Source organism: Oceanicaulis sp., from assembly GCF_965284345.1.
In the GTDB taxonomy this organism is placed as follows: Bacteria; Pseudomonadota; Alphaproteobacteria; order Caulobacterales; family Maricaulaceae; genus Oceanicaulis; species Oceanicaulis alexandrii_A.
In genome coordinates this window covers 1208912-1225752 of record NZ_OZ260073.1, presented here as the reverse complement: position 1 = coordinate 1225752, position 16841 = coordinate 1208912, and the positions used below count along the sequence as shown (strand labels likewise).

The following is a 16841-nucleotide window of genomic DNA, read 5'->3' as shown; positions in this document are numbered from 1 at the left end:
CGCTCATGCTCAACGGACCCGTGCTGGAAACCGACCGTCTGCGGTTGCGCCTGCCTGAGGAGCGCGACCTGGATGGGTTTGTCAGCCTGATGGCCGACGAAGTCGCCGCGCGCCATATTGGCGGGGTGATGGAGGAGCCGCTGATCTGGCGTCAGCTATGCACCATTATCGGCCATTGGGCGGTGCGCGGATATGGCTTCTTCTCGGTGGAGGATAAAGCCAGCGGCGACTGGGTGGGCCGGGTCGGTCCCTGGGCGCCGCATGGCTGGCCGCAGCCTGAAGTGGGCTGGTCGATCACCCGCAAGCATTGGGGCAAAGGCTATGGCCCGGAAGCCGCCGCCGCGACGATGGATTTCGCTTTTGATGCGCTGGGTTGGCAGAGCGTGGTTCACATGATCGCGCCGGAGAATGTCAATTCCCAGGCCCTGGCGCGCAAGCTGGGGTCGGCCGATCTGGGCTGGGACGCGGACCTGCCGGGGCTCGGCGTGACGGTGGACGTCTGGGGTCAGTCCAAGGCCGAATGGGCGCAGAATCGCGAACGCTTCAGGCGCTAAACCAGCCTGCTTCGCGCAATGCGGGATAGGAGCTGCGGCTGACCGGGGCGGTGATCGCGCCTTTCAGCTCCGCCTGCCCGGACCCGCGGTTGTATTTGATCGCTGTTATGGCGTCGGTCGCCGCCCACCATGACCGGTGCAGGCGGTGCCCGGGACGGGTCGTTTCCGCTAGCGCAATCGCATCCGCAAACCGCATCAGCACCAGATGGGACCCGGCGTCTGTGTGGATCCGCACATAATGGTCTTCCGCTTGAAGGGCGAGAATTTCGGCGCCGCGCAATGGCGCGGGCAGATGCTGCGCGAGCAGGTCAGGCTCCAACGCTTCCCCACCCGGTTCCGGCCCGGCAATCGCGGGGCGCGACAAGGCTGTCCGCGTGAGCAACATGACGCTGAGCGCCGCTATGCTGATGATGAGAACGGCGGGCAACAGGCGTGCGTACAACACAAGGGAGACAGGATTGTCGAACACCAGCGCTTCTGCTGCGATGACGACGCCGGTTTGCGGCGCGGTGATCACCGCCGCCGTCGTCAGCACGCGCCGCCAGAGCGCCATTTGCGGCAGGAGATGAGAGAAGAGCCGTTCGCCCACAGCCAGCAATCCGCCGCCGGCGACCATTACGCCAATCCAGTAGACCAGCCTTAAGGGAAGGCTTTCCTGAATGGTGGCGAAAGGGCCGACCAACGCCAGGAACAGCCCGGCCAGCGCCATGACGCCCAGATCGATAACGATCTGATAGCCTTGGGCGTTGAGCATGCGGATAGGCGAAGCCGTGTCAGTCATGCCGAACTCTATCCGCGTCCGATCGCGTCGTGTCAAATCCGGCGCCGTTCGCGCATCGCCAATGGTGCAGGGGGCGCCAGTGACGTAGCCGCAGGACGGCTGGCGAAACCGCGTCTGGTCGGGGCGCGCCGACCGCGATTGAACCTGAACTCGTTCATTTCGCGGAGGTCGCCATGTCATCTTTATCGTCATCAGCCCTGAGCCGCACCAGCCATGTGATCATGGCGGTGCTGACCTTGCCTGTCGCAGCCTATGCGGCGCTCTACGTGTTTCCCGATATGCCGGGATTGCCAGAGAACATCCTGGCCAACCGGTGGGGGACTTATGGACTGCCGCTACACGCGGGTCTGGGGGCGGTGGCGCTGTTGATCGGCCCGCTTCAGTTCATCCAAAGCCTCCGGTCCAGGGCGCCGGGCGTACATCGCGCCATGGGCATGATCTATGTGACGGCGTGTCTGGTGTCCGCGCTAGCGGGGTTCGTCTTGGCGACCGGTACGACCAACGGGGTTGTGGCCGGGCTGGGCTTTGCGCTGGCCGCCATCGTCTGGACGGTCTGCACGGCGCGGGGAGTGAGCAGCGTTCTCACTGGGCAATACGCCGCGCATCGCCGCTGGATGATCCGCAGTTATGCGATGACCTTTTCCGCCGTGACCCTGCGCATCCAGCTGGGGCTGGGCACAGCGGCGGGACTGGATTTCGCTGAGTTCTATCCAATCCTGGCCTTCAGCGCTTGGATCCCCAATCTGATCGTCGCCGAGCTGTGGCTGATGCTGCGCAACCCCTCCCGTCGCGCTCAGAACCAGCCGGCGTCCCTGAGCGCGGGGTAATAGGTGCGGCTGACAGGCGCTTCAACGCCATCCTTTAAGACCAGAACGCCCCGGCCGTCGCTTTTGCGGATGTCTTCAACGGCGGCTCTCGCCACCCACCACGACCGGTGGGTGCGCGCGCCGTCCAGTCCGTCACAGGCGGTGACGGCGTCTGACAGGCGCATCAGGATCAAGGCTTCGCCCCGGTCCGTGCGGACGCGCAGATAATGATCTTCAGCGCTCATCGAGCAGATTTGGGCGGTTTTGAGTTTGACCGGCAGCTTGTCGATCAACGCGGCGCCCACCTGTGCAGGTGCGACGCCTGAGACCGCCGCGTCCTCGGTCAACCGGTCAACCACATAGACGACGGATGTGGCGAATCCCGAGATCACAAGCACCAGGCCATAGATAAACGCGACATTTACAGGAGCGCCCTGATCGCTGGCCATGACATTGACCCAGGACACCGCCGCTGTGATCGGAATCGAGACCACCATCGCACTGGCCACATAGACCAGCCATCTGGGCGCCTGGGGGAACCATAGCGGCGTGAAATGACCGACGGCGTATCCGATCACGCCGCCCAGGGCGATGAATCCCGTCCAGTAAAGCCAAACCATCGGCCAACCGAAGGTATAGCTGCCAAACGGTCCCAGAACCGCCAGAAACGTGCCGATGCCCAGCACCATGATGACGGGTCGAGCGCAATTGCGGGCGAGTGTCAGGAGGGTCTGCGTCATCGGTCTGGTCTGCATCCCCCGTTCGCGAAGCGTGAACGGCAGGTTGGCTTCAACTTGCGCACAGGTCCAGTCCGCTCGCGCAGAAACGCTTTTCCGGAGAGGTGGGGTGGGTCACCCGTATCGAGGCCCGCCGCACTGGCTGATCAATCCATGCGCAGGGTTCAGCAATACTGGGAGAGACAGACATGCAAGATCGTTCCTTCAAGGCCGCCGCCCTTGCAAGCGCGGCGCTTTTTTCTCTGGCCTTCACGCCAATGGCGGAAAGCCAGGATGCGCCAGCCGCCGCACAGCTTGAGATCATGATAGACGGCCTGCGCACGGATAGAGGTCGGGTCTGGGTCGGGCTCTATGCGTCACAATCAGACTGGGACGCGCAAACAGAAACGGCGCAAAGCTGGGCTTTGATCGAGGATGGCGTGGCGCGCGTCCGGCTCGCCGGTCTGCCATCGGGCGACGTCGCTCTGCAGGCGTTTCATGACGCCAATGGCAATAATGACTTCGACACCAATTTTCTGGGCATTCCGCAGGAGCGCTATGGCTTCTCCAACAATCCGCGCCCCAAGTTTCGCGGCGCGAATTGGGAGGAAGCGGTGATTGAACTGGCGCCGGGTGAAGTGCGGGACCTGACGATCTCCTTGCAAGGCGCGCGCGGATGAATATCGACGCCTTCTTGCAAGCGCCTCTCCATATTCAGGTACACGCTATTGCGGCGCTGGCCGCTTTGGGTCTGGGCGTCGTGCAATTCGCCGCCCCCAAAGGCACGATCCCGCATCGTGCGCTGGGTTATGTCTGGGTCGGCTTGATGCTGGTGGTCGCAGGCACAGCCTATTTCATCCGCACCCACGAAGGACAATTCAGCTGGATCCATCTTTTGATCCCGGTCACGCTCGCTGGCGTAGTCTGGCTGAGCGTTCTGGCGCGGACCGGCAATGTAAAACGTCACCGCATTTCCGCCTTTGTCCTATTTTTCGCAGCTTTGATCACGCCAGGTCTGTTCACGCTCATCCCTGGGCGCCTGATGCATGCTGTGGTGTTCGGCGGATGAGGGCTGAGAGCGCGGCCTGTCATTGACCTGACGCAAGGCCGCGCTACACCTGAAGCCATGAAATCCGGGCTTGGCCGGAGCGCTATGTCAGGGGGTTCTGATGACGATGCCATGGTTCAAACTTGCAGCAGTCGGGGTCAGCCTTGCTGTGCTGAACGCGTGTTCCGAACCTGTGCCGGCGGATGTCACAGAGCCTGTGGCCCAGCCCAACCTTGTATCCACCGACGCGCCGCGGACCCCGGTGCAAGCGTTGGCGCCTTATTACGCCCAGCTTGATTATGCGGTTCCGGTCGCGCCCGAAGGACCCGTCCTTCCAGCTGAGGATGCAGCTCTGACGTCGATCGCCTTCGGGTCGTGCAACACCGCACAGCGTGAGATCCCGATCCTGGCGACCATCGCCGACGAACCCCACGATCTGTTCATGTATGTGGGCGACAACGTGTATGGCGATGCGCGCGCCTATAACGCTGACCTGCCAGAGCTGCGCGAGAACTACGCCGCGCTCGCTGCCCGCCCCGAGTTCCGCCTTCTTCGCTCAGCGCTGCCCATGCTCGCCACCTGGGACGATCATGATTACGGCATGAACGATATGGGCCGCGATTTCCCGTTCAAAGGGTTCGCCGAACAGCTCTTCCTGGATTTCTGGGGCGCAGAAGCGACCGATCCGCGCCGCCAGCGCGAGGGGATTTACGACTCCCATGTCTATGGGCCGGAGGGTCAGCGCGTGCAGATCATCTTGCTCGACACCCGCTATTTCCGGTCTGAACTGACGCCGACCGATGAGCGCGGCGCCGTGGGCCGTGAGCGCTATCTGCCCAGCGAAAATCCGGATCAGGACATGCTGGGCGCTGCGCAATGGGCGTGGTTGGCCGATCAGTTGCGTGAACCGGCGGATGTGCGCCTGATCGTGTCCTCCATTCAGGTTCTGGCGGACGGGCATGGCTGGGAGGCGTGGCGCACCATGCCGATGGAGCGCGACCGCCTGTTCCGTCTTATCAATGATACGGGCGCGCAAGGCGTGGTGTTCGTCTCTGGCGACCGCCACTCCGCCGGTCTGTACCGGCGCGACAATGTCGCAAGCTATCCGCTTTACGAGATTACCTCCTCCGCCTTGAACATGTCCTATGCTGACGAGAACAACGAGCCGGGCCCCAATCGCCTGGGAGAGATGTACGCTCCGGCCAATTATGGCGTCATCGGCATTGACTGGGATGCAGGCCGGCTCAGCCTGCAGATCCGGGACATGGACGGCGATCCCGTGCGCGAGCAAGGCATCAGCCTCGATGAAATCGGAGCGGGCTGACACCGTGTCCTGACGGTCACGCCTGAATCCGTCTGCAAGGCTCGTCACCAATGAACAATTGCTTCTGCGGTGTCGGACGTGAAGGATGTGGACGGGGGATGGGATGAAAGACGCAACCACATTCGAGCGCCTGTTCATGGGCGCGGGCGAAGCCGCCGGTCCCGGCGACGGGGCCGTGCCGCCAATGGAGTCTAGGGAGCTGGCGCCGCGCGCCAGCTCCGGTCTGATGGATGCTGTCCTGGGCCTGGCGGTCCGGTTTGTGCTGATCGTTCAGGTGTGGAGCTGGTCGCGGGCGAACGCCGCTGCGGTTGAGGACCCCTTGTCCTGGCGGTCCTGGGTGACGCCCACGGACGGTTTGGAAAACGCGGCGCGGCTGTGGACCATGGGACAAGTCGACGCCGGACTGGCTGCGGTCCTGTTATTGGCGGTGGCCAGTCTTGTCAGTCTCAGCCTCGCCGTCGGTGTTCTGACCCGGCTCACAGGCCTTGCGGTGATGCTGGGCGCGGTATGGCACATGATGTTCATTCTGCCTGAGGCGTTCACCTCCACCGTGGCGTATCTGGCGCTGGGGCTATATTTGGCGGCGCGCGGCGCCGGGCCGTTATCACTGGACTGGGCGCTCGCTCGTTTGGCGCGGCTGGCCTGAATCTGTGATCGCGGCGGTTTGCTGAGGGGTGCGGGTTGCCTTGCGCCGCCCCGCGTGATGATTTCGCAGTCCAATGTCCGCCCCGATCTGCAAAGGCCGATCCATGCTGATCTATCGCAATGTCGCCATGGTGATGGTGGCCACCTTGTTTCTGCAGGCCGCCATGGGCGCGCTGGGCGTGGCCCTGCCGCTGGCGATGAGCGGCGCGGGCTGGGGGCGTCCGGCGATCGGCGCCGTGATCGCGGCGTTCGGCGCGGGGTTTGCTATCGGAGCCTGGTTGTCGCCGGGCATGATCCGCTCTGTGGGCCATATTCGTGCGTATGCCGGATACGCCGGCGGCGCAGCTGCTCTGACGCTGCTTCTGGCGCTGGGCGATCATTTCATCTGGTGGCTGATCACCCGGTTCGGATTTGGCATGTGCGCGGCGGGCCTGTTTGCAGTGGCGGAAAGCTGGATCGCCGACGCCACGCCCAGCGAACGCCGCGGCGCTGTGATCTCGGTTTATCAGATTGTCGGTCGCGCCGGGCTGATCGCAGGACCGTTCCTGATCGCCTTTCCCGGCTTTGACGCGCGCGACGGCTTCATCATGGCGGGCGCCGCCATGGCGCTGGCTCTGACCCCTATCGTGTTCACCCGGCGGGCCCAGCCCAGCTTGCCCTCGGGCGAGACGGTTCCGGTCACGCGACTGTTCTCCATCGCCCCGGCCGCAGCGGCGGCGGCGTTCACAGCCGGCCTTCTCAATTCAGGCGTGCTGGGCTTCATGCCCATCTGGGCGCAATCGCTTGATCCTGAATACGGCGCGGGCAGCGCGGCGCTACTGATGGCGGTGATCTATGCAGGGTCGATGATCACGCAATGGCCCGCCGGGATGATTTCCGACCGTATGGACCGGCGCCTGGTCATCGCGGCCCTGTCGATCACGGGCGGGGTGTTCGCCTTGATCCTGGTGGTGATGCCCAGCCCGTCTCTGGGCCTGGCGGCGCTTCTGGTGGGGCTGTGGGGTGCGGCGAGCCTGTCGTATTTCGCCGTCGCGGTCGCCCACGCCGCCGACCGGTCGCGGGTGGAGGAGCTGCCCGCCATCGCGTCAGGCATGTTGCTGGTCTGGGCGATCGGCTCGACGCTGGGCCCGATTGTGGCGGGCGTCGCCTATTCAGGACCCTTGGGGCCAAGAGGATTATTTTTATTCGCCGCGATTGTCAGCTGCATCCTGGCGGCCGGCATGTTCTGGCGTCGCCGCGCCCGTGAAGCGGTGAGCGAAGATGAGCGCTCGCCCTTCGTCAACTTGCAAGCCACGTCTGCAGAGCTGGCCGAGATCGAAGCGCCGGAAGACGAGCTGGACCGCGTATGATGCTGGCGCTGATCGTCGCTGTGCCCGCCCTGATCGGGGCGCTGGCCGCCTTCGCCTTGCGGGGCAGGCTGCGCAAGCTGGGACTGATGGCCTGGCTGGGTTGGTTGATGATCGGGACCGGCGCGCCGGTTTTACTGGGTCAGCTGGTCGCTCTGGGCCTGACAGACGTCGCGGCGTCCATGGCGGAGGGGTGCCGGCAAACCGGCCCGGACGCCTGTCATCGCGCCGGTCTGTACCTGGTTTTGCCCTTGGCGGCGGGTCTGTGCGGGGGGCTGGGATGGATCGCCGGCGCCCTGACCACGCGCTTTGCTAAGGTAAAAGACACGAACTCCCCCTTATGATAGGGGAATGGCGCGTTGCACCGGCCTCAACGGGTGTTATAACGCGCGCTGTCCGCCTAGGTGCGGGTGTTTCTCGCCCGTACTCCCCTCAGCTCTGTGCGAGAGATATTGCTCCATGAACATTCACGAGCACCAGGCGAAAGCCCTGTTGAAATCTTACGGCGCTCCGGTCGCCGAAGGTGTCGCCGTGTTTTCCGTCGAAGACGCTTCCAAAGCCGCTGACCAACTGCCCGGTCCGCTCTGGGTTGTGAAATCCCAGATCCATGCCGGCGGCCGCGGCAAGGGCAAGTTCACCGAACTGCCTGAAGACGCCAAAGGCGGCGTGCGCCTCGCCTTCTCAAAGGAAGACGTGGCCAAGCACGCCCAGGAAATGCTGGGCAACACGCTGGTGACCCACCAGACCGGCCCTGAAGGCAAACAGGTCAACCGCCTGTACATCGAAGACGGCGCGGATATCGAATCCGAGCTTTATCTGTCGCTTCTGGTGAACCGTGAAACCGGCCAGGTGGCCTTCGTGGTCTCCACCGAAGGCGGCATGGATATCGAGCAGGTGGCCGAAGACACGCCCGAGAAGATCCTGACCGTCAATATCGACCCGCTGACCGGCGTCACCGCTGACGATGCGTCCGAGATTGCGAAAGCGCTCAAGCTTGAAGGTCAGGCCCGTGACGACATGCTGTCGCTGGCGCCGATTCTTTACAAGGCGTTCACCGAGAAGGATATGGCCCTTCTGGAAGTGAACCCGCTGATCGTCATGGAGAACGGCCGCCTGCGCGTGCTGGACGCCAAGGTGTCCTTCGACGGCAACGCCCTGTTCCGCCACGATGATGTGCGCGAGCTGCGCGATCTGTCTGAAGAAGACGACAAAGAGATCGAGGCGTCCAAATACGACCTCGCCTATATCGCGCTCGACGGCGATATCGGCTGCATGGTGAACGGCGCGGGTCTGGCGATGGCCACCATGGACATCATCAAGCTCTACGGCGCCGAGCCGGCGAACTTCCTCGATGTGGGCGGCGGCGCGTCGAAAGAGAAAGTGACGGCGGCGTTCAAGATCATCACGGCCGATCCGAACGTCAAAGGCATCCTGGTGAACATCTTCGGCGGCATCATGCGCTGTGACGTCATCGCCGAAGGCGTGGTCGCCGCGGTGAAGGAAGTCGGCCTGAAGGTTCCGCTGGTGGTGCGTCTAGAAGGTACCAATGTGGATCTGGGCAAGACGATCCTCAACGAAAGTGGTCTCGACATCACCTCGGCTGACGATCTCGACGACGCCGCGAAGAAAATCACCGCTGCTGTGAAAAAGGCCTAAGCCATGTCTGTACTCGTCAATAAAGACACCAAAGTCATCGTTCAGGGCCTGACCGGCAAGACCGGCACCTTTCACACCGAACAGGCGCTGAACTATTACGGCACCAAGATGGTCGCCGGCGTGCACCCCAAAAAGGGCGGCGAAAGCTGGACGTCCGGGCTGGACGGCTCGGCCACCTTGCCGATCTTCGCCTCCGTGGGAGACGCCAAGGAAGCCACCGGTGCGTCTGCGTCCGTGATCTATGTGCCGCCGGCCGGCGCCGGCGCCGCGATCATCGAGGCGATTGATGCGGGCATCGAGCTGATCACCTGCATCACTGAAGGCATTCCGGTGATGGACATGGTCAAGGTGAAAGCCCGCCTTGCGAAGTCCAACTCCCGCCTTCTGGGCCCGAACTGCCCCGGCGTTCTGACGCCTGAAGAGTGCAAGATCGGCATCATGCCGGGCTCCATCTTCAAAAAGGGTTCGGTCGGCGTCGTGTCGCGTTCTGGCACCCTGACCTATGAAGCAGTGTTCCAGACCTCCAATGCAGGCCTGGGTCAGACCACGGCTGTGGGCATTGGCGGCGATCCGGTCAAAGGCACCGAGTTCATCGACGTGCTGGAGATGTTCCTGGCGGACGACGAAACCAAGTCGATCATCATGATCGGCGAGATCGGCGGCTCTGCGGAAGAAGAAGCTGCGCAATTCCTCAAAGACGAAGCCAAGAAGGGCCGTAAAAAGCCGATGGTCGGCTTTATCGCAGGCCGCACCGCGCCTCCGGGCCGCACCATGGGCCATGCCGGCGCCATCGTGTCTGGCGGCAAGGGCGGGGCTGAAGACAAGATCGACGCCATGAAAGCGGCGGGCATCACTGTCTCTGACAGCCCGGCGCGTCTGGGCGACACCCTGGTCGAAGTCCTCAAGGGCTAAGGCTTGCGCCAGATCTGAAAAGCCCCCGTCCGGCGATCCGGGCGGGGGTTTTTGTATCTGTGTGGAAATCAGGGCGGCTCAGCCTAAAGTCTGATGTAACGGGGCGGTCGCCCCTGACTGACTGAACCGCAAGGACTGAAATACCCTGATTGCAGTAAAAAGCGGGCGCTTTTTCCGATTTGCGGCGCTTCGGTCTTCTATTTCTTAACTAACAGGCATAAATGTCGGGTCAAACCATATGCGCGCGTCCGAGATGGCGCGCGTCCCCTCAGATGCCGATTGAATGGCGCCATGGCTGACGAACGCTCCCCCCAAAATCAGACTTTCCTGGACACCTCGTTCCTGTTTGGCGGCAACGCCGTCTATCTTGAACAAATGGCGGCGAAATACGCGGCTGATCCGGCCTCGGTGCCAGACAGTTGGCGCGCCTTTTTTGCAGAAGTAGGCGATGCGCCTGCCGACGCCAGCCAGGCCGCAAAGGGTCCGGCGTGGAAACGCAAGGACTGGCCGCGCCCCGCCAATGGCGAACTGGTGACCGCGCTCGGCGATATCGAAAGCGCGACCATGGCGCTGCCCGACGCCGTGGCCGAACACAAAGGCGCCGGCGCGTCTGCCGAGGACGTGCACAAGGCGGTCAAGGATTCCATCGCTGCGATCATGCTGATCCGGGCCTATCGCATGCGTGGCCATTTGGCGGCGGATCTCGATCCGCTCAAGCTCACCAGCTTTGGCGAGCAGCCCGAGCTGAGCCCGGCGACCTATGGCTTTGCGGATGATGATCTGGATCGCGAGATCTTCATCAACGGCTATCTGGGCCTTGAGACGGCGACCGTGCGCCAGATGCTCGACATCTTGAAGCGCACCTATTGCTCCACCTTCGGCGTGGAGTTCCAGCACATCTCCAACCCCGAAGAGAAAGCCTGGCTGCAAGAGCGCATCGAGGGACCGGACAAGGAGATCGCCTTCTCCAAGGAAGGCAAGATCGCCATCCTCAAGAAGATCATCGAGACCGGCGCGTTCGAGAACTTCCTGCATAAGCGCTATCCGGGCACCAAACGCTTCGGCATTGACGGCGGCGAAAGCCTGATCCCGGCGCTGGAGCAGATCATCAAGCGCGGCGGCGCGCTGGGCGTCAAAGACATCATTCTGGGCATGCCGCACCGCGGGCGTCTGAACGTGCTCGCGGCGGTGATGGGCAAGCCCTATCACGTGATCTTCCACGAGTTTCAGGGCGGCGATACGCTCGGTCAGGTGGATTACGCCTCAGGCGATGTGAAATACCATCTGGGCTCGTCGTCTGATCGCGAGTTTGACGGCAACAATGTCCACCTGTCGCTCACCCCGAACCCGTCGCACCTGGAAGCGGTGAACCCGGTGGTGCTGGGCAAGGCGCGCGCCAAGCAAACCCAGTTCCGCATGGATGACGGTGACGGCTCCAATTATGTCGAGAAAGTCCTGCCGCTTCTGCTGCATGGCGACGCCGCCTTTGCCGGTCAGGGCGTTGTGACGGAATGTTTCGGCCTGTCGGGTCTGCGCGGTCACCGTACCGGCGGCGCGATCCATTTCGTCGTGAACAACCAGATCGGCTTTACGACCGACCCCAAGGACAGCCGGTCCTCGCCTTATCCGTCGGACGTGGCGCTGATGGTTCAATCGCCGATCTTCCATGTGAACGGGGACGATCCCGAGGCGGTGACCTTCGCCACCAAAGTCGCGGCGGAGTATCGCCAGCGCTTTGGCAAGGACGTGGTCGTGGACATGTTCTGCTACCGCCGCTACGGCCATAACGAAGGTGATGATCCCAGCTTCACCCAGCCGATCATGTACAAGGCGATCGCCAAGCATCCCACCACGCTGGAGCTTTATACCAAGCGCCTGATCGAGGAAGGCGTGACCACTCAGAAAGAGGTCGACGGCTGGGTCGAGGAGTTTGCGCAATTCCTCGATGACGAGTTTGAAAAAGGCAAATCCTATAGCCCCAACCGGGCGGATTGGCTGGACGGCGTTTGGCAAGGCCTGGGTCTGCCTGAAGAGGATGATCGTCGCGGTCAGACCGCGGTCGAGGCGAGCGTGCTCACCGACATCGCGGACAAGATGACGACGGTGCCGGACGACATCGCCATCCACAAAACGCTCAAGCGCGTGATCGCCGGGCGCCGCAAGGCGGTTCTGGACGATCAGAACGGCATTGACTGGGCGACGGCGGAGCATTTGGCTTTCGGTTCGCTTCTCAAGGAAGGCTTCCCGGTGCGCCTGTCTGGTCAGGATTGCGGCCGCGGGACGTTCTCCCAGCGTCACTCCCATGTGATCGATCAGAACACGGAAGAACGCTATACGCCGCTGAACAATCTGGGCGGCGATCAGGCGCGCTATGAAGTCATCGACTCCATGCTGTCTGAAGAAGCGGTGCTCGGATATGAGTACGGCTACACTTTGTCCGCGCCCAATTCGCTGGTGATGTGGGAAGCCCAGTTCGGCGACTTCACCAATGGCGCGCAGGTGATCATCGACCAGTTCATCTCCTCGTCCGAGCGCAAATGGCTGCGCATGTCGGGCCTGGTGATGCTGTTGCCGCACGGCTATGAGGGCCAGGGTCCGGAGCACTCCTCCGCCCGCCTCGAGCGCTATCTGCAGCAATGCGCCGAAGACAATATGCAGGTCGCCAATTGTTCGACGCCGGCCAACTATTTCCACATTCTGCGTCGCCAGATCCATCGCGGGTTCCGTAAGCCGCTGGTGATCATGACGCCGAAATCCCTGCTGCGTCACAAGCGCTGCATCAGCCCGCTCGCAGAATTCGCGGAAGGCTCAAGCTTCCACCGCGTGCTGTGGGATGATGCGGACATGACCGTGCGCAAGGGTCGCTCGGACGTGGCCACCGGCCGCGCCGAAATCCCGCTGACCTCTGACGACAAGATCCGCCGCGTGGTGCTGTGCTCGGGTAAGGTCTATTACGATCTTCTGGAAGCGCGCGAAGAGCGTAAGATCGACGATGTCTATCTGCTGCGGGTGGAGCAGTTCTATCCCTTCCCGGCCAAATCGGTGATCGATGAGCTCAAGCGCTTTGACAACGCCGATGTGGTCTGGTGTCAGGAAGAGCCCAAGAATATGGGCGCCTGGAGCTTTGTGGAGCCGTATCTGGAATTCTGTCTTGAGAAGTCCAACACCAAGAGCGCCCGCGCCCGCTATGTCGGTCGCGCGGCCTCGGCCTCTACGGCGACGGGCCTTATGTCCAAGCACCAGACCCAGCAAGCCGCCCTCATTGACGAAGCCCTCTCGTAAGCTGTCGCCCGCACGAAGACCTTTCTAGGAAAGAGCTAAAAAATGACCGAGATCACCGTCCCTACCCTCGGCGAATCCGTGACCGAAGCCACTGTCGGCGAATGGCAGGTTTCCGAAGGCGACGCCGTGAAGAAAGACGATATCCTGGTGGAGCTGGAAACCGACAAGGTGTCGGTGGAAGTGCGCGCCGATGAAGATGGCGTCCTCTCCAAGATCGTCGCCCAGGAAGGCGACACCGTGGAGATCGGCGCGACGCTGGCGGAGCTGGGCGCAGGCGGCGGGGCCTCTGGGTCCAAAGCCTCTGACGACAAGCCGGCGCAAAAATCTGAAGCCAAGTCCGACAGCTCCAACGGCACGTCTGGCGGCGGCGATCTGATCGACGCGAAAGTCCCGGTGATGGGCGAAAGCGTGGCGGAAGGCCAGGTCGGCCAGTGGCTGGTGCAGCCCGGCGATGCCGTCGAGCAGGATCAGGCGCTTCTGGAGATCGAAACTGACAAGGTGGCTGTGGAAGTACCGGCTCCGGCGGCGGGCGTTCTTGAAGAACAACTCGTATCCGAAGGCGACACCGTCACACCCGATCAGGTGATCGGCAAGATCCGCGCCGGCGCGTCCGCGTCTTCAACGCCGAAGTCCGAGGATGCGCCGAAAGCGGCGGCGTCTTCGTCCTCTTCGGGCGGCGACGCCAAGGCCATGCCGTCCGCCAATCGCGTGGCGTCTGAAAACAATCTTGACCTGTCCAAGGTCGAAGGCACCGGCAAGGATGGCCGCGTCACCAAGGGCGACGCGCTGAAAGCCGTCCAATCGGGCGGGGCTGCGCCTGCTCCGGCTGCGGCGAAATCCTCCGCGCCGCGCGACACCGGTCCGCGCGAAGAGCGCGTGAAGATGACCCGCCTGCGTCAGACCATCGCCCGCCGTCTCAAGGACGCGCAGAACTCTGCGGCGATGCTGACCACCTATAACGAAGCGGATATGAGCGCGATCATGTCCCTGCGTAAAGAAATCCAGGAGGATTTCGTCGCCAAGCACGGCGTGAAGCTGGGCTTCATGAGCTTCTTCGTGAAAGCCTGTGTCGCCGCGCTCAAAGACGTCCCGGCGGTCAATGCCGAGATCGACGGCACCGACATCATTTACAAGAACTATTACGACATGGGCGTGGCGGTCGGCACCGATCGCGGCCTCGTGGTGCCGGTGGTGCGTGACGCCGACGATCTGTCGCTGGCGGGCATCGAGAAATCCATCATGGATCTGGGCAAGCGCGCCCGCGACGGCAAGCTCGGCATTGACGACATGCAGGGCGCCAGCTTCACCATCTCCAATGGCGGCGTGTACGGCTCGCTGCTGTCTTCGCCGATCCTGAACGCGCCGCAATCGGGCATTCTGGGCATGCACAAGATCCAGGAGCGCCCGGTGGCGATTAATGGCGAAGTGAAGATCCGTCCGATGATGTATCTGGCGCTGAGCTATGACCACCGCATCGTGGACGGCAAGGAAGCGGTGACCTTCCTGGTGCGCGTCAAGGAAAGCCTTGAGAACCCGCAGCGCCTGCTGCTCGACATCTAGTCGATCTCTCAAGGTTCAAGCGATCAACCCCGGCCAGAAACGGCCGGGGTTTTTCGTTTGGGGCTGGGCGCGAGGGCGGTTTGGGGCCTAGGATACGGCCATAACCTTGGGGGAGGCACTCTGATGGCCGATGACATTGAGATTGCAGCCGAGCGTCCGAAGACGCCGGTCTGGTTCTGGATCGTGGGCGGTGTGGCGCTGATCTGGAACAGTTTCGGGGCGGTGGATTACACCCTGACCCAGCTGGGCAATGAGGCGTATCTGGCGGCCTTCACCGAAGAGCAGCTCGCCTTCTATCTGGGTTTTCCGCTGTGGTATGAGGCAGTGTGGGCCATCGCGGTCTGGAGCGCGGTGGTCGCCAGCATCGCCCTGCTGATCCGGTCCAGACTTGCAGCGCCGCTCTTTCTTGTCTCGCTGGCTTTTTTCATCATCAGCGCTGCGTACCTGTTTGGATTCACCGCCGCCTATGACCTGATGGGCGGGATCGGCGGGGTGATCTTCTCGCTCGTGATTTTCTTGAGCCTGGTCGCATTCTGGCGGGTGGCGGCCTGGGGCGTGACGGCGGGAATCCTACGGTAACGGGCTTGAAAGCGTTCGCGGTTACACCGACCTGTAAACGCATAGCCGCTCTGCTTCCTTCGCCGCATTGACGCGGGGGAGGGCAGGAGTAGGGTGCGGCTAACCCCTCCTTAGCGCGCTTCATGGCGCGCGTTTACCGATGACGGTGTACCCATGGCAGATCAATATGATGTGGTGATTATCGGCGGCGGCCCCGGCGGCTATAACTGCGCCATCCGCGCAGGCCAGCTGGGTCTGAAGACGGCCTGTATCGAGTCGCGCAAAACACTGGGCGGCACCTGCCTGAATGTGGGCTGCATTCCGTCCAAGGCGATGCTGCACGCGTCCGAGCTTTACGAGGAAGCCAACAAGAATTTCGCCGATATGGGCATCGAGATCGGCAAGCTGTCGCTGAACCTCAAGAAAATGATGGGTCAGAAGGATGACGCCGTCGACGGTTTGACCAAGGGCGTCGAGTTTCTGTTCAAGAAGAACAAGGTTGATCATGTGCGCGGCAAGGGCCGCATCGCCGGCAAGGGCAAGGTGATCGTCACCGGCGAGGACGGCAAGGAAACCGAGCTCTCAGCCAAGAACATCGTCATCGCGACGGGGTCTGAAGTCACCCCGCTGCCGGGCGTTGAGATCGATGAGGAGCGCATTGTCTCCTCCACCGGCGCGCTGGAGCTCAAAGAGGTCCCCAAAAAGCTGATCGTGATCGGCGCAGGCGTGATCGGGCTTGAGCTCGGCTCCGTCTGGCGCCGCTTGGGCGCGGACGTGACCGTGGTGGAATTCCTCGATCGCGCGCTGCCGGGCATGGATGGCGAGGTCTCCAAACAGGCCAAGCGTCTGTTTGAAAAGCAGGGCATGAGCTTCAAGCTGTCGCGCAAGGTGACCGGCATTGAAAAGCTCAAGACCAAGCTCAAGGTCACCACCGAAGCCGCCAAGGGCGGCTCTGAAGAGGTGCTGGACGCGGATGTGGTTCTGGTCTGCATCGGTCGCCGTCCGTACACGGAAGGCCTGGGCCTTGAGACGGTCGGGATCGAGGTCGACAAGCGCGGCATGATCGCGAACGACCACTTCAAGACGGCTGCTGAAGGCGTCTGGGTGGTCGGCGATGTGACCTCGGGTCCGATGCTGGCGCACAAGGCGGAAGATGAAGGCACGGCGGTGGCCGAGTTGATCGCGGGCAAGGCCGGGCATGTCAATTATGACGCCATCCCCAATGTGGTGTACACTTACCCCGAAATCGCTTCGGTCGGTCAGACCGAGGAACAGCTCAAGGAATCGGGCCGGAAGTACAAATCCGGCGCCTTCCCGTTCATGGCGAATTCGCGCGGCCGCACCAATCATACGACTGACGGCTTTGTGAAAATCCTGGCCGACGCCGAGACCGATGAAATCCTGGGCGCTCACATTGTCGGCCCGAACGCTGGCGAGCTGATCGCAGAATTGACTGTGGCCATGGAATTCCGGGCGGCGTCCGAAGACATCGCGCGCACCTGCCATGCGCACCCGACCCTGTCTGAAGCCGTCCGTCAGGCGGCCATGGGCGTCGAAGGCTGGACCATGCAGATGTAAGCCGTTCCAGACTGTCACCGGGTGCGTTTGGAACTATGTCACGAAAATGTCTGACGACATTTGAGGGGCGGTGCG

General features: G+C 62.5%; 16 protein-coding genes. 14 read left to right on the top strand and 2 right to left on the bottom strand.

Going from position 1 to position 16841, the window contains the following annotated elements; translation table 11 throughout:
• Nucleotides 1-5: 5 nt before the first annotated feature.
• Complete coding sequence (locus ACQ66J_RS06050; protein WP_430430898.1) at nt 6-554, top strand: GNAT family N-acetyltransferase; 549 nt, start codon at nt 6-8, stop codon at nt 552-554.
• Here the strand turns inward: ACQ66J_RS06050 and ACQ66J_RS06045 are convergent.
• The gene (locus ACQ66J_RS06045) at nt 544-1335 is read right to left on the bottom strand and encodes a LytTR family DNA-binding domain-containing protein (RefSeq protein WP_430430897.1); all 792 of its coding nucleotides are present in this window, start codon (nt 1333-1335) and stop codon (nt 544-546) included. The genes ACQ66J_RS06050 and ACQ66J_RS06045 overlap by 11 nt on opposite strands.
• Nucleotides 1336-1508: 173 nt before the next feature.
• Here ACQ66J_RS06045 and ACQ66J_RS06040 point away from each other — a divergent pair, with 173 nt between their 5' ends.
• The gene (locus tag ACQ66J_RS06040; protein WP_430430896.1) at nt 1509-2162 is read left to right on the top strand and encodes a DUF2306 domain-containing protein; all 654 of its coding nucleotides are present in this window, start codon (nt 1509-1511) and stop codon (nt 2160-2162) included.
• Here ACQ66J_RS06040 and ACQ66J_RS06035 read toward each other — a convergent pair.
• Complete coding sequence (locus ACQ66J_RS06035; protein ID WP_430430895.1) at nt 2129-2881, bottom strand: LytTR family transcriptional regulator DNA-binding domain-containing protein; 753 nt, start codon at nt 2879-2881, stop codon at nt 2129-2131. The two genes, ACQ66J_RS06040 and ACQ66J_RS06035, sit on opposite strands and share 34 nt — an antisense overlap.
• A gap of 185 nt (nt 2882-3066) precedes the next feature.
• On the opposite strand from ACQ66J_RS06035, the gene ACQ66J_RS06030 reads away from it, so the two are divergent.
• The 12 genes from ACQ66J_RS06030 (at nt 3067) to lpdA (ending at nt 16766) form a co-directional block, all read left to right on the top strand.
• Nucleotides 3067-3537 carry a DUF2141 domain-containing protein gene (locus tag ACQ66J_RS06030; RefSeq protein WP_430430894.1) on the top strand — a complete coding sequence of 157 codons (471 nt, stop codon included), beginning with the start codon at nt 3067-3069 and terminating at the stop codon, nt 3535-3537.
• Nucleotides 3534-3926 carry a DUF2306 domain-containing protein gene (locus ACQ66J_RS06025; protein WP_430430893.1) on the top strand — a complete coding sequence of 131 codons (393 nt, stop codon included), beginning with the start codon at nt 3534-3536 and terminating at the stop codon, nt 3924-3926. The genes ACQ66J_RS06030 and ACQ66J_RS06025 overlap by 4 nt, the downstream gene beginning before the upstream one ends.
• 100 nt (nt 3927-4026) lie before the next feature.
• On the top strand, nt 4027-5229 hold the full coding sequence (locus ACQ66J_RS06020; protein WP_430430892.1) for an alkaline phosphatase D family protein: 1203 nt from the start codon (nt 4027-4029) through the stop codon (nt 5227-5229).
• Between the two features lie 103 nt (nt 5230-5332).
• Nucleotides 5333-5875 carry a hypothetical protein gene (locus ACQ66J_RS06015; protein ID WP_430430891.1) on the top strand — a complete coding sequence of 181 codons (543 nt, stop codon included), beginning with the start codon at nt 5333-5335 and terminating at the stop codon, nt 5873-5875.
• A gap of 73 nt (nt 5876-5948) precedes the next feature.
• On the top strand, nt 5949-7223 hold the full coding sequence (locus tag ACQ66J_RS06010; RefSeq protein ID WP_430430890.1) for an MFS transporter: 1275 nt from the start codon (nt 5949-5951) through the stop codon (nt 7221-7223).
• On the top strand, nt 7220-7564 hold the full coding sequence (locus tag ACQ66J_RS06005; protein ID WP_375548000.1) for a hypothetical protein: 345 nt from the start codon (nt 7220-7222) through the stop codon (nt 7562-7564). Before ACQ66J_RS06010 ends, ACQ66J_RS06005 begins: the two co-directional genes overlap by 4 nt.
• A gap of 115 nt (nt 7565-7679) precedes the next feature.
• Entirely contained in the window at nt 7680-8876 is a 1197-nt protein-coding gene (gene sucC / locus ACQ66J_RS06000; protein WP_430430889.1) for an ADP-forming succinate--CoA ligase subunit beta, read from the top strand.
• Nucleotides 8877-8879: 3 nt separating this feature from the next.
• A complete protein-coding gene (sucD, locus tag ACQ66J_RS05995; RefSeq protein WP_430430888.1) occupies nt 8880-9788 on the top strand; it encodes a succinate--CoA ligase subunit alpha in 909 nt (302 codons plus the stop codon).
• A gap of 291 nt (nt 9789-10079) precedes the next feature.
• Entirely contained in the window at nt 10080-13070 is a 2991-nt protein-coding gene (locus tag ACQ66J_RS05990; protein ID WP_430430887.1) for a 2-oxoglutarate dehydrogenase E1 component, read from the top strand.
• Between the two features lie 42 nt (nt 13071-13112).
• Complete coding sequence (odhB, locus tag ACQ66J_RS05985; RefSeq protein ID WP_430430886.1) at nt 13113-14630, top strand: 2-oxoglutarate dehydrogenase complex dihydrolipoyllysine-residue succinyltransferase; 1518 nt, start codon at nt 13113-13115, stop codon at nt 14628-14630.
• 123 nt (nt 14631-14753) lie between these two features.
• Nucleotides 14754-15209 (top strand): hypothetical protein, encoded by a 456-nt coding sequence (locus ACQ66J_RS05980; protein WP_430430885.1) that lies wholly within the window; start codon nt 14754-14756, stop codon nt 15207-15209.
• A gap of 153 nt (nt 15210-15362) precedes the next feature.
• On the top strand, nt 15363-16766 hold the full coding sequence (gene lpdA, locus ACQ66J_RS05975) for a dihydrolipoyl dehydrogenase (RefSeq protein WP_375548006.1): 1404 nt from the start codon (nt 15363-15365) through the stop codon (nt 16764-16766).
• Nucleotides 16767-16841: the final 75 nt, after the last annotated feature.

Excerpts from the sequence above, each read along its gene's own strand:
- ACQ66J_RS06050 (WP_430430898.1), top strand. The coding sequence starts at position 6 with ATGCTCAACGGACCCGTGCTGGAAACCGACCGTCTGCGGTTGCGCCTG.
- ACQ66J_RS06045 (WP_430430897.1), bottom strand. The coding sequence starts at position 1,335 with ATGACTGACACGGCTTCGCCTATCCGCATGCTCAACGCCCAAGGCTAT.
- ACQ66J_RS06040 (WP_430430896.1), top strand. The coding sequence starts at position 1,509 with ATGTCATCTTTATCGTCATCAGCCCTGAGCCGCACCAGCCATGTGATC.
- ACQ66J_RS06035 (WP_430430895.1), bottom strand. The coding sequence starts at position 2,881 with ATGACGCAGACCCTCCTGACACTCGCCCGCAATTGCGCTCGACCCGTC.
- ACQ66J_RS06030 (WP_430430894.1), top strand. The coding sequence starts at position 3,067 with ATGCAAGATCGTTCCTTCAAGGCCGCCGCCCTTGCAAGCGCGGCGCTT.
- ACQ66J_RS06025 (WP_430430893.1), top strand. The coding sequence starts at position 3,534 with ATGAATATCGACGCCTTCTTGCAAGCGCCTCTCCATATTCAGGTACAC.
- ACQ66J_RS06020 (WP_430430892.1), top strand. The coding sequence starts at position 4,027 with ATGACGATGCCATGGTTCAAACTTGCAGCAGTCGGGGTCAGCCTTGCT.
- ACQ66J_RS06015 (WP_430430891.1), top strand. The coding sequence starts at position 5,333 with ATGAAAGACGCAACCACATTCGAGCGCCTGTTCATGGGCGCGGGCGAA.
- ACQ66J_RS06010 (WP_430430890.1), top strand. The coding sequence starts at position 5,949 with ATGTCCGCCCCGATCTGCAAAGGCCGATCCATGCTGATCTATCGCAAT.
- ACQ66J_RS06005 (WP_375548000.1), top strand. The coding sequence starts at position 7,220 with ATGATGCTGGCGCTGATCGTCGCTGTGCCCGCCCTGATCGGGGCGCTG.
- sucC (WP_430430889.1), top strand. The coding sequence starts at position 7,680 with ATGAACATTCACGAGCACCAGGCGAAAGCCCTGTTGAAATCTTACGGC.
- sucD (WP_430430888.1), top strand. The coding sequence starts at position 8,880 with ATGTCTGTACTCGTCAATAAAGACACCAAAGTCATCGTTCAGGGCCTG.
- ACQ66J_RS05990 (WP_430430887.1), top strand. The coding sequence starts at position 10,080 with ATGGCTGACGAACGCTCCCCCCAAAATCAGACTTTCCTGGACACCTCG.
- odhB (WP_430430886.1), top strand. The coding sequence starts at position 13,113 with ATGACCGAGATCACCGTCCCTACCCTCGGCGAATCCGTGACCGAAGCC.
- ACQ66J_RS05980 (WP_430430885.1), top strand. The coding sequence starts at position 14,754 with ATGGCCGATGACATTGAGATTGCAGCCGAGCGTCCGAAGACGCCGGTC.
- lpdA (WP_375548006.1), top strand. The coding sequence starts at position 15,363 with ATGGCAGATCAATATGATGTGGTGATTATCGGCGGCGGCCCCGGCGGC.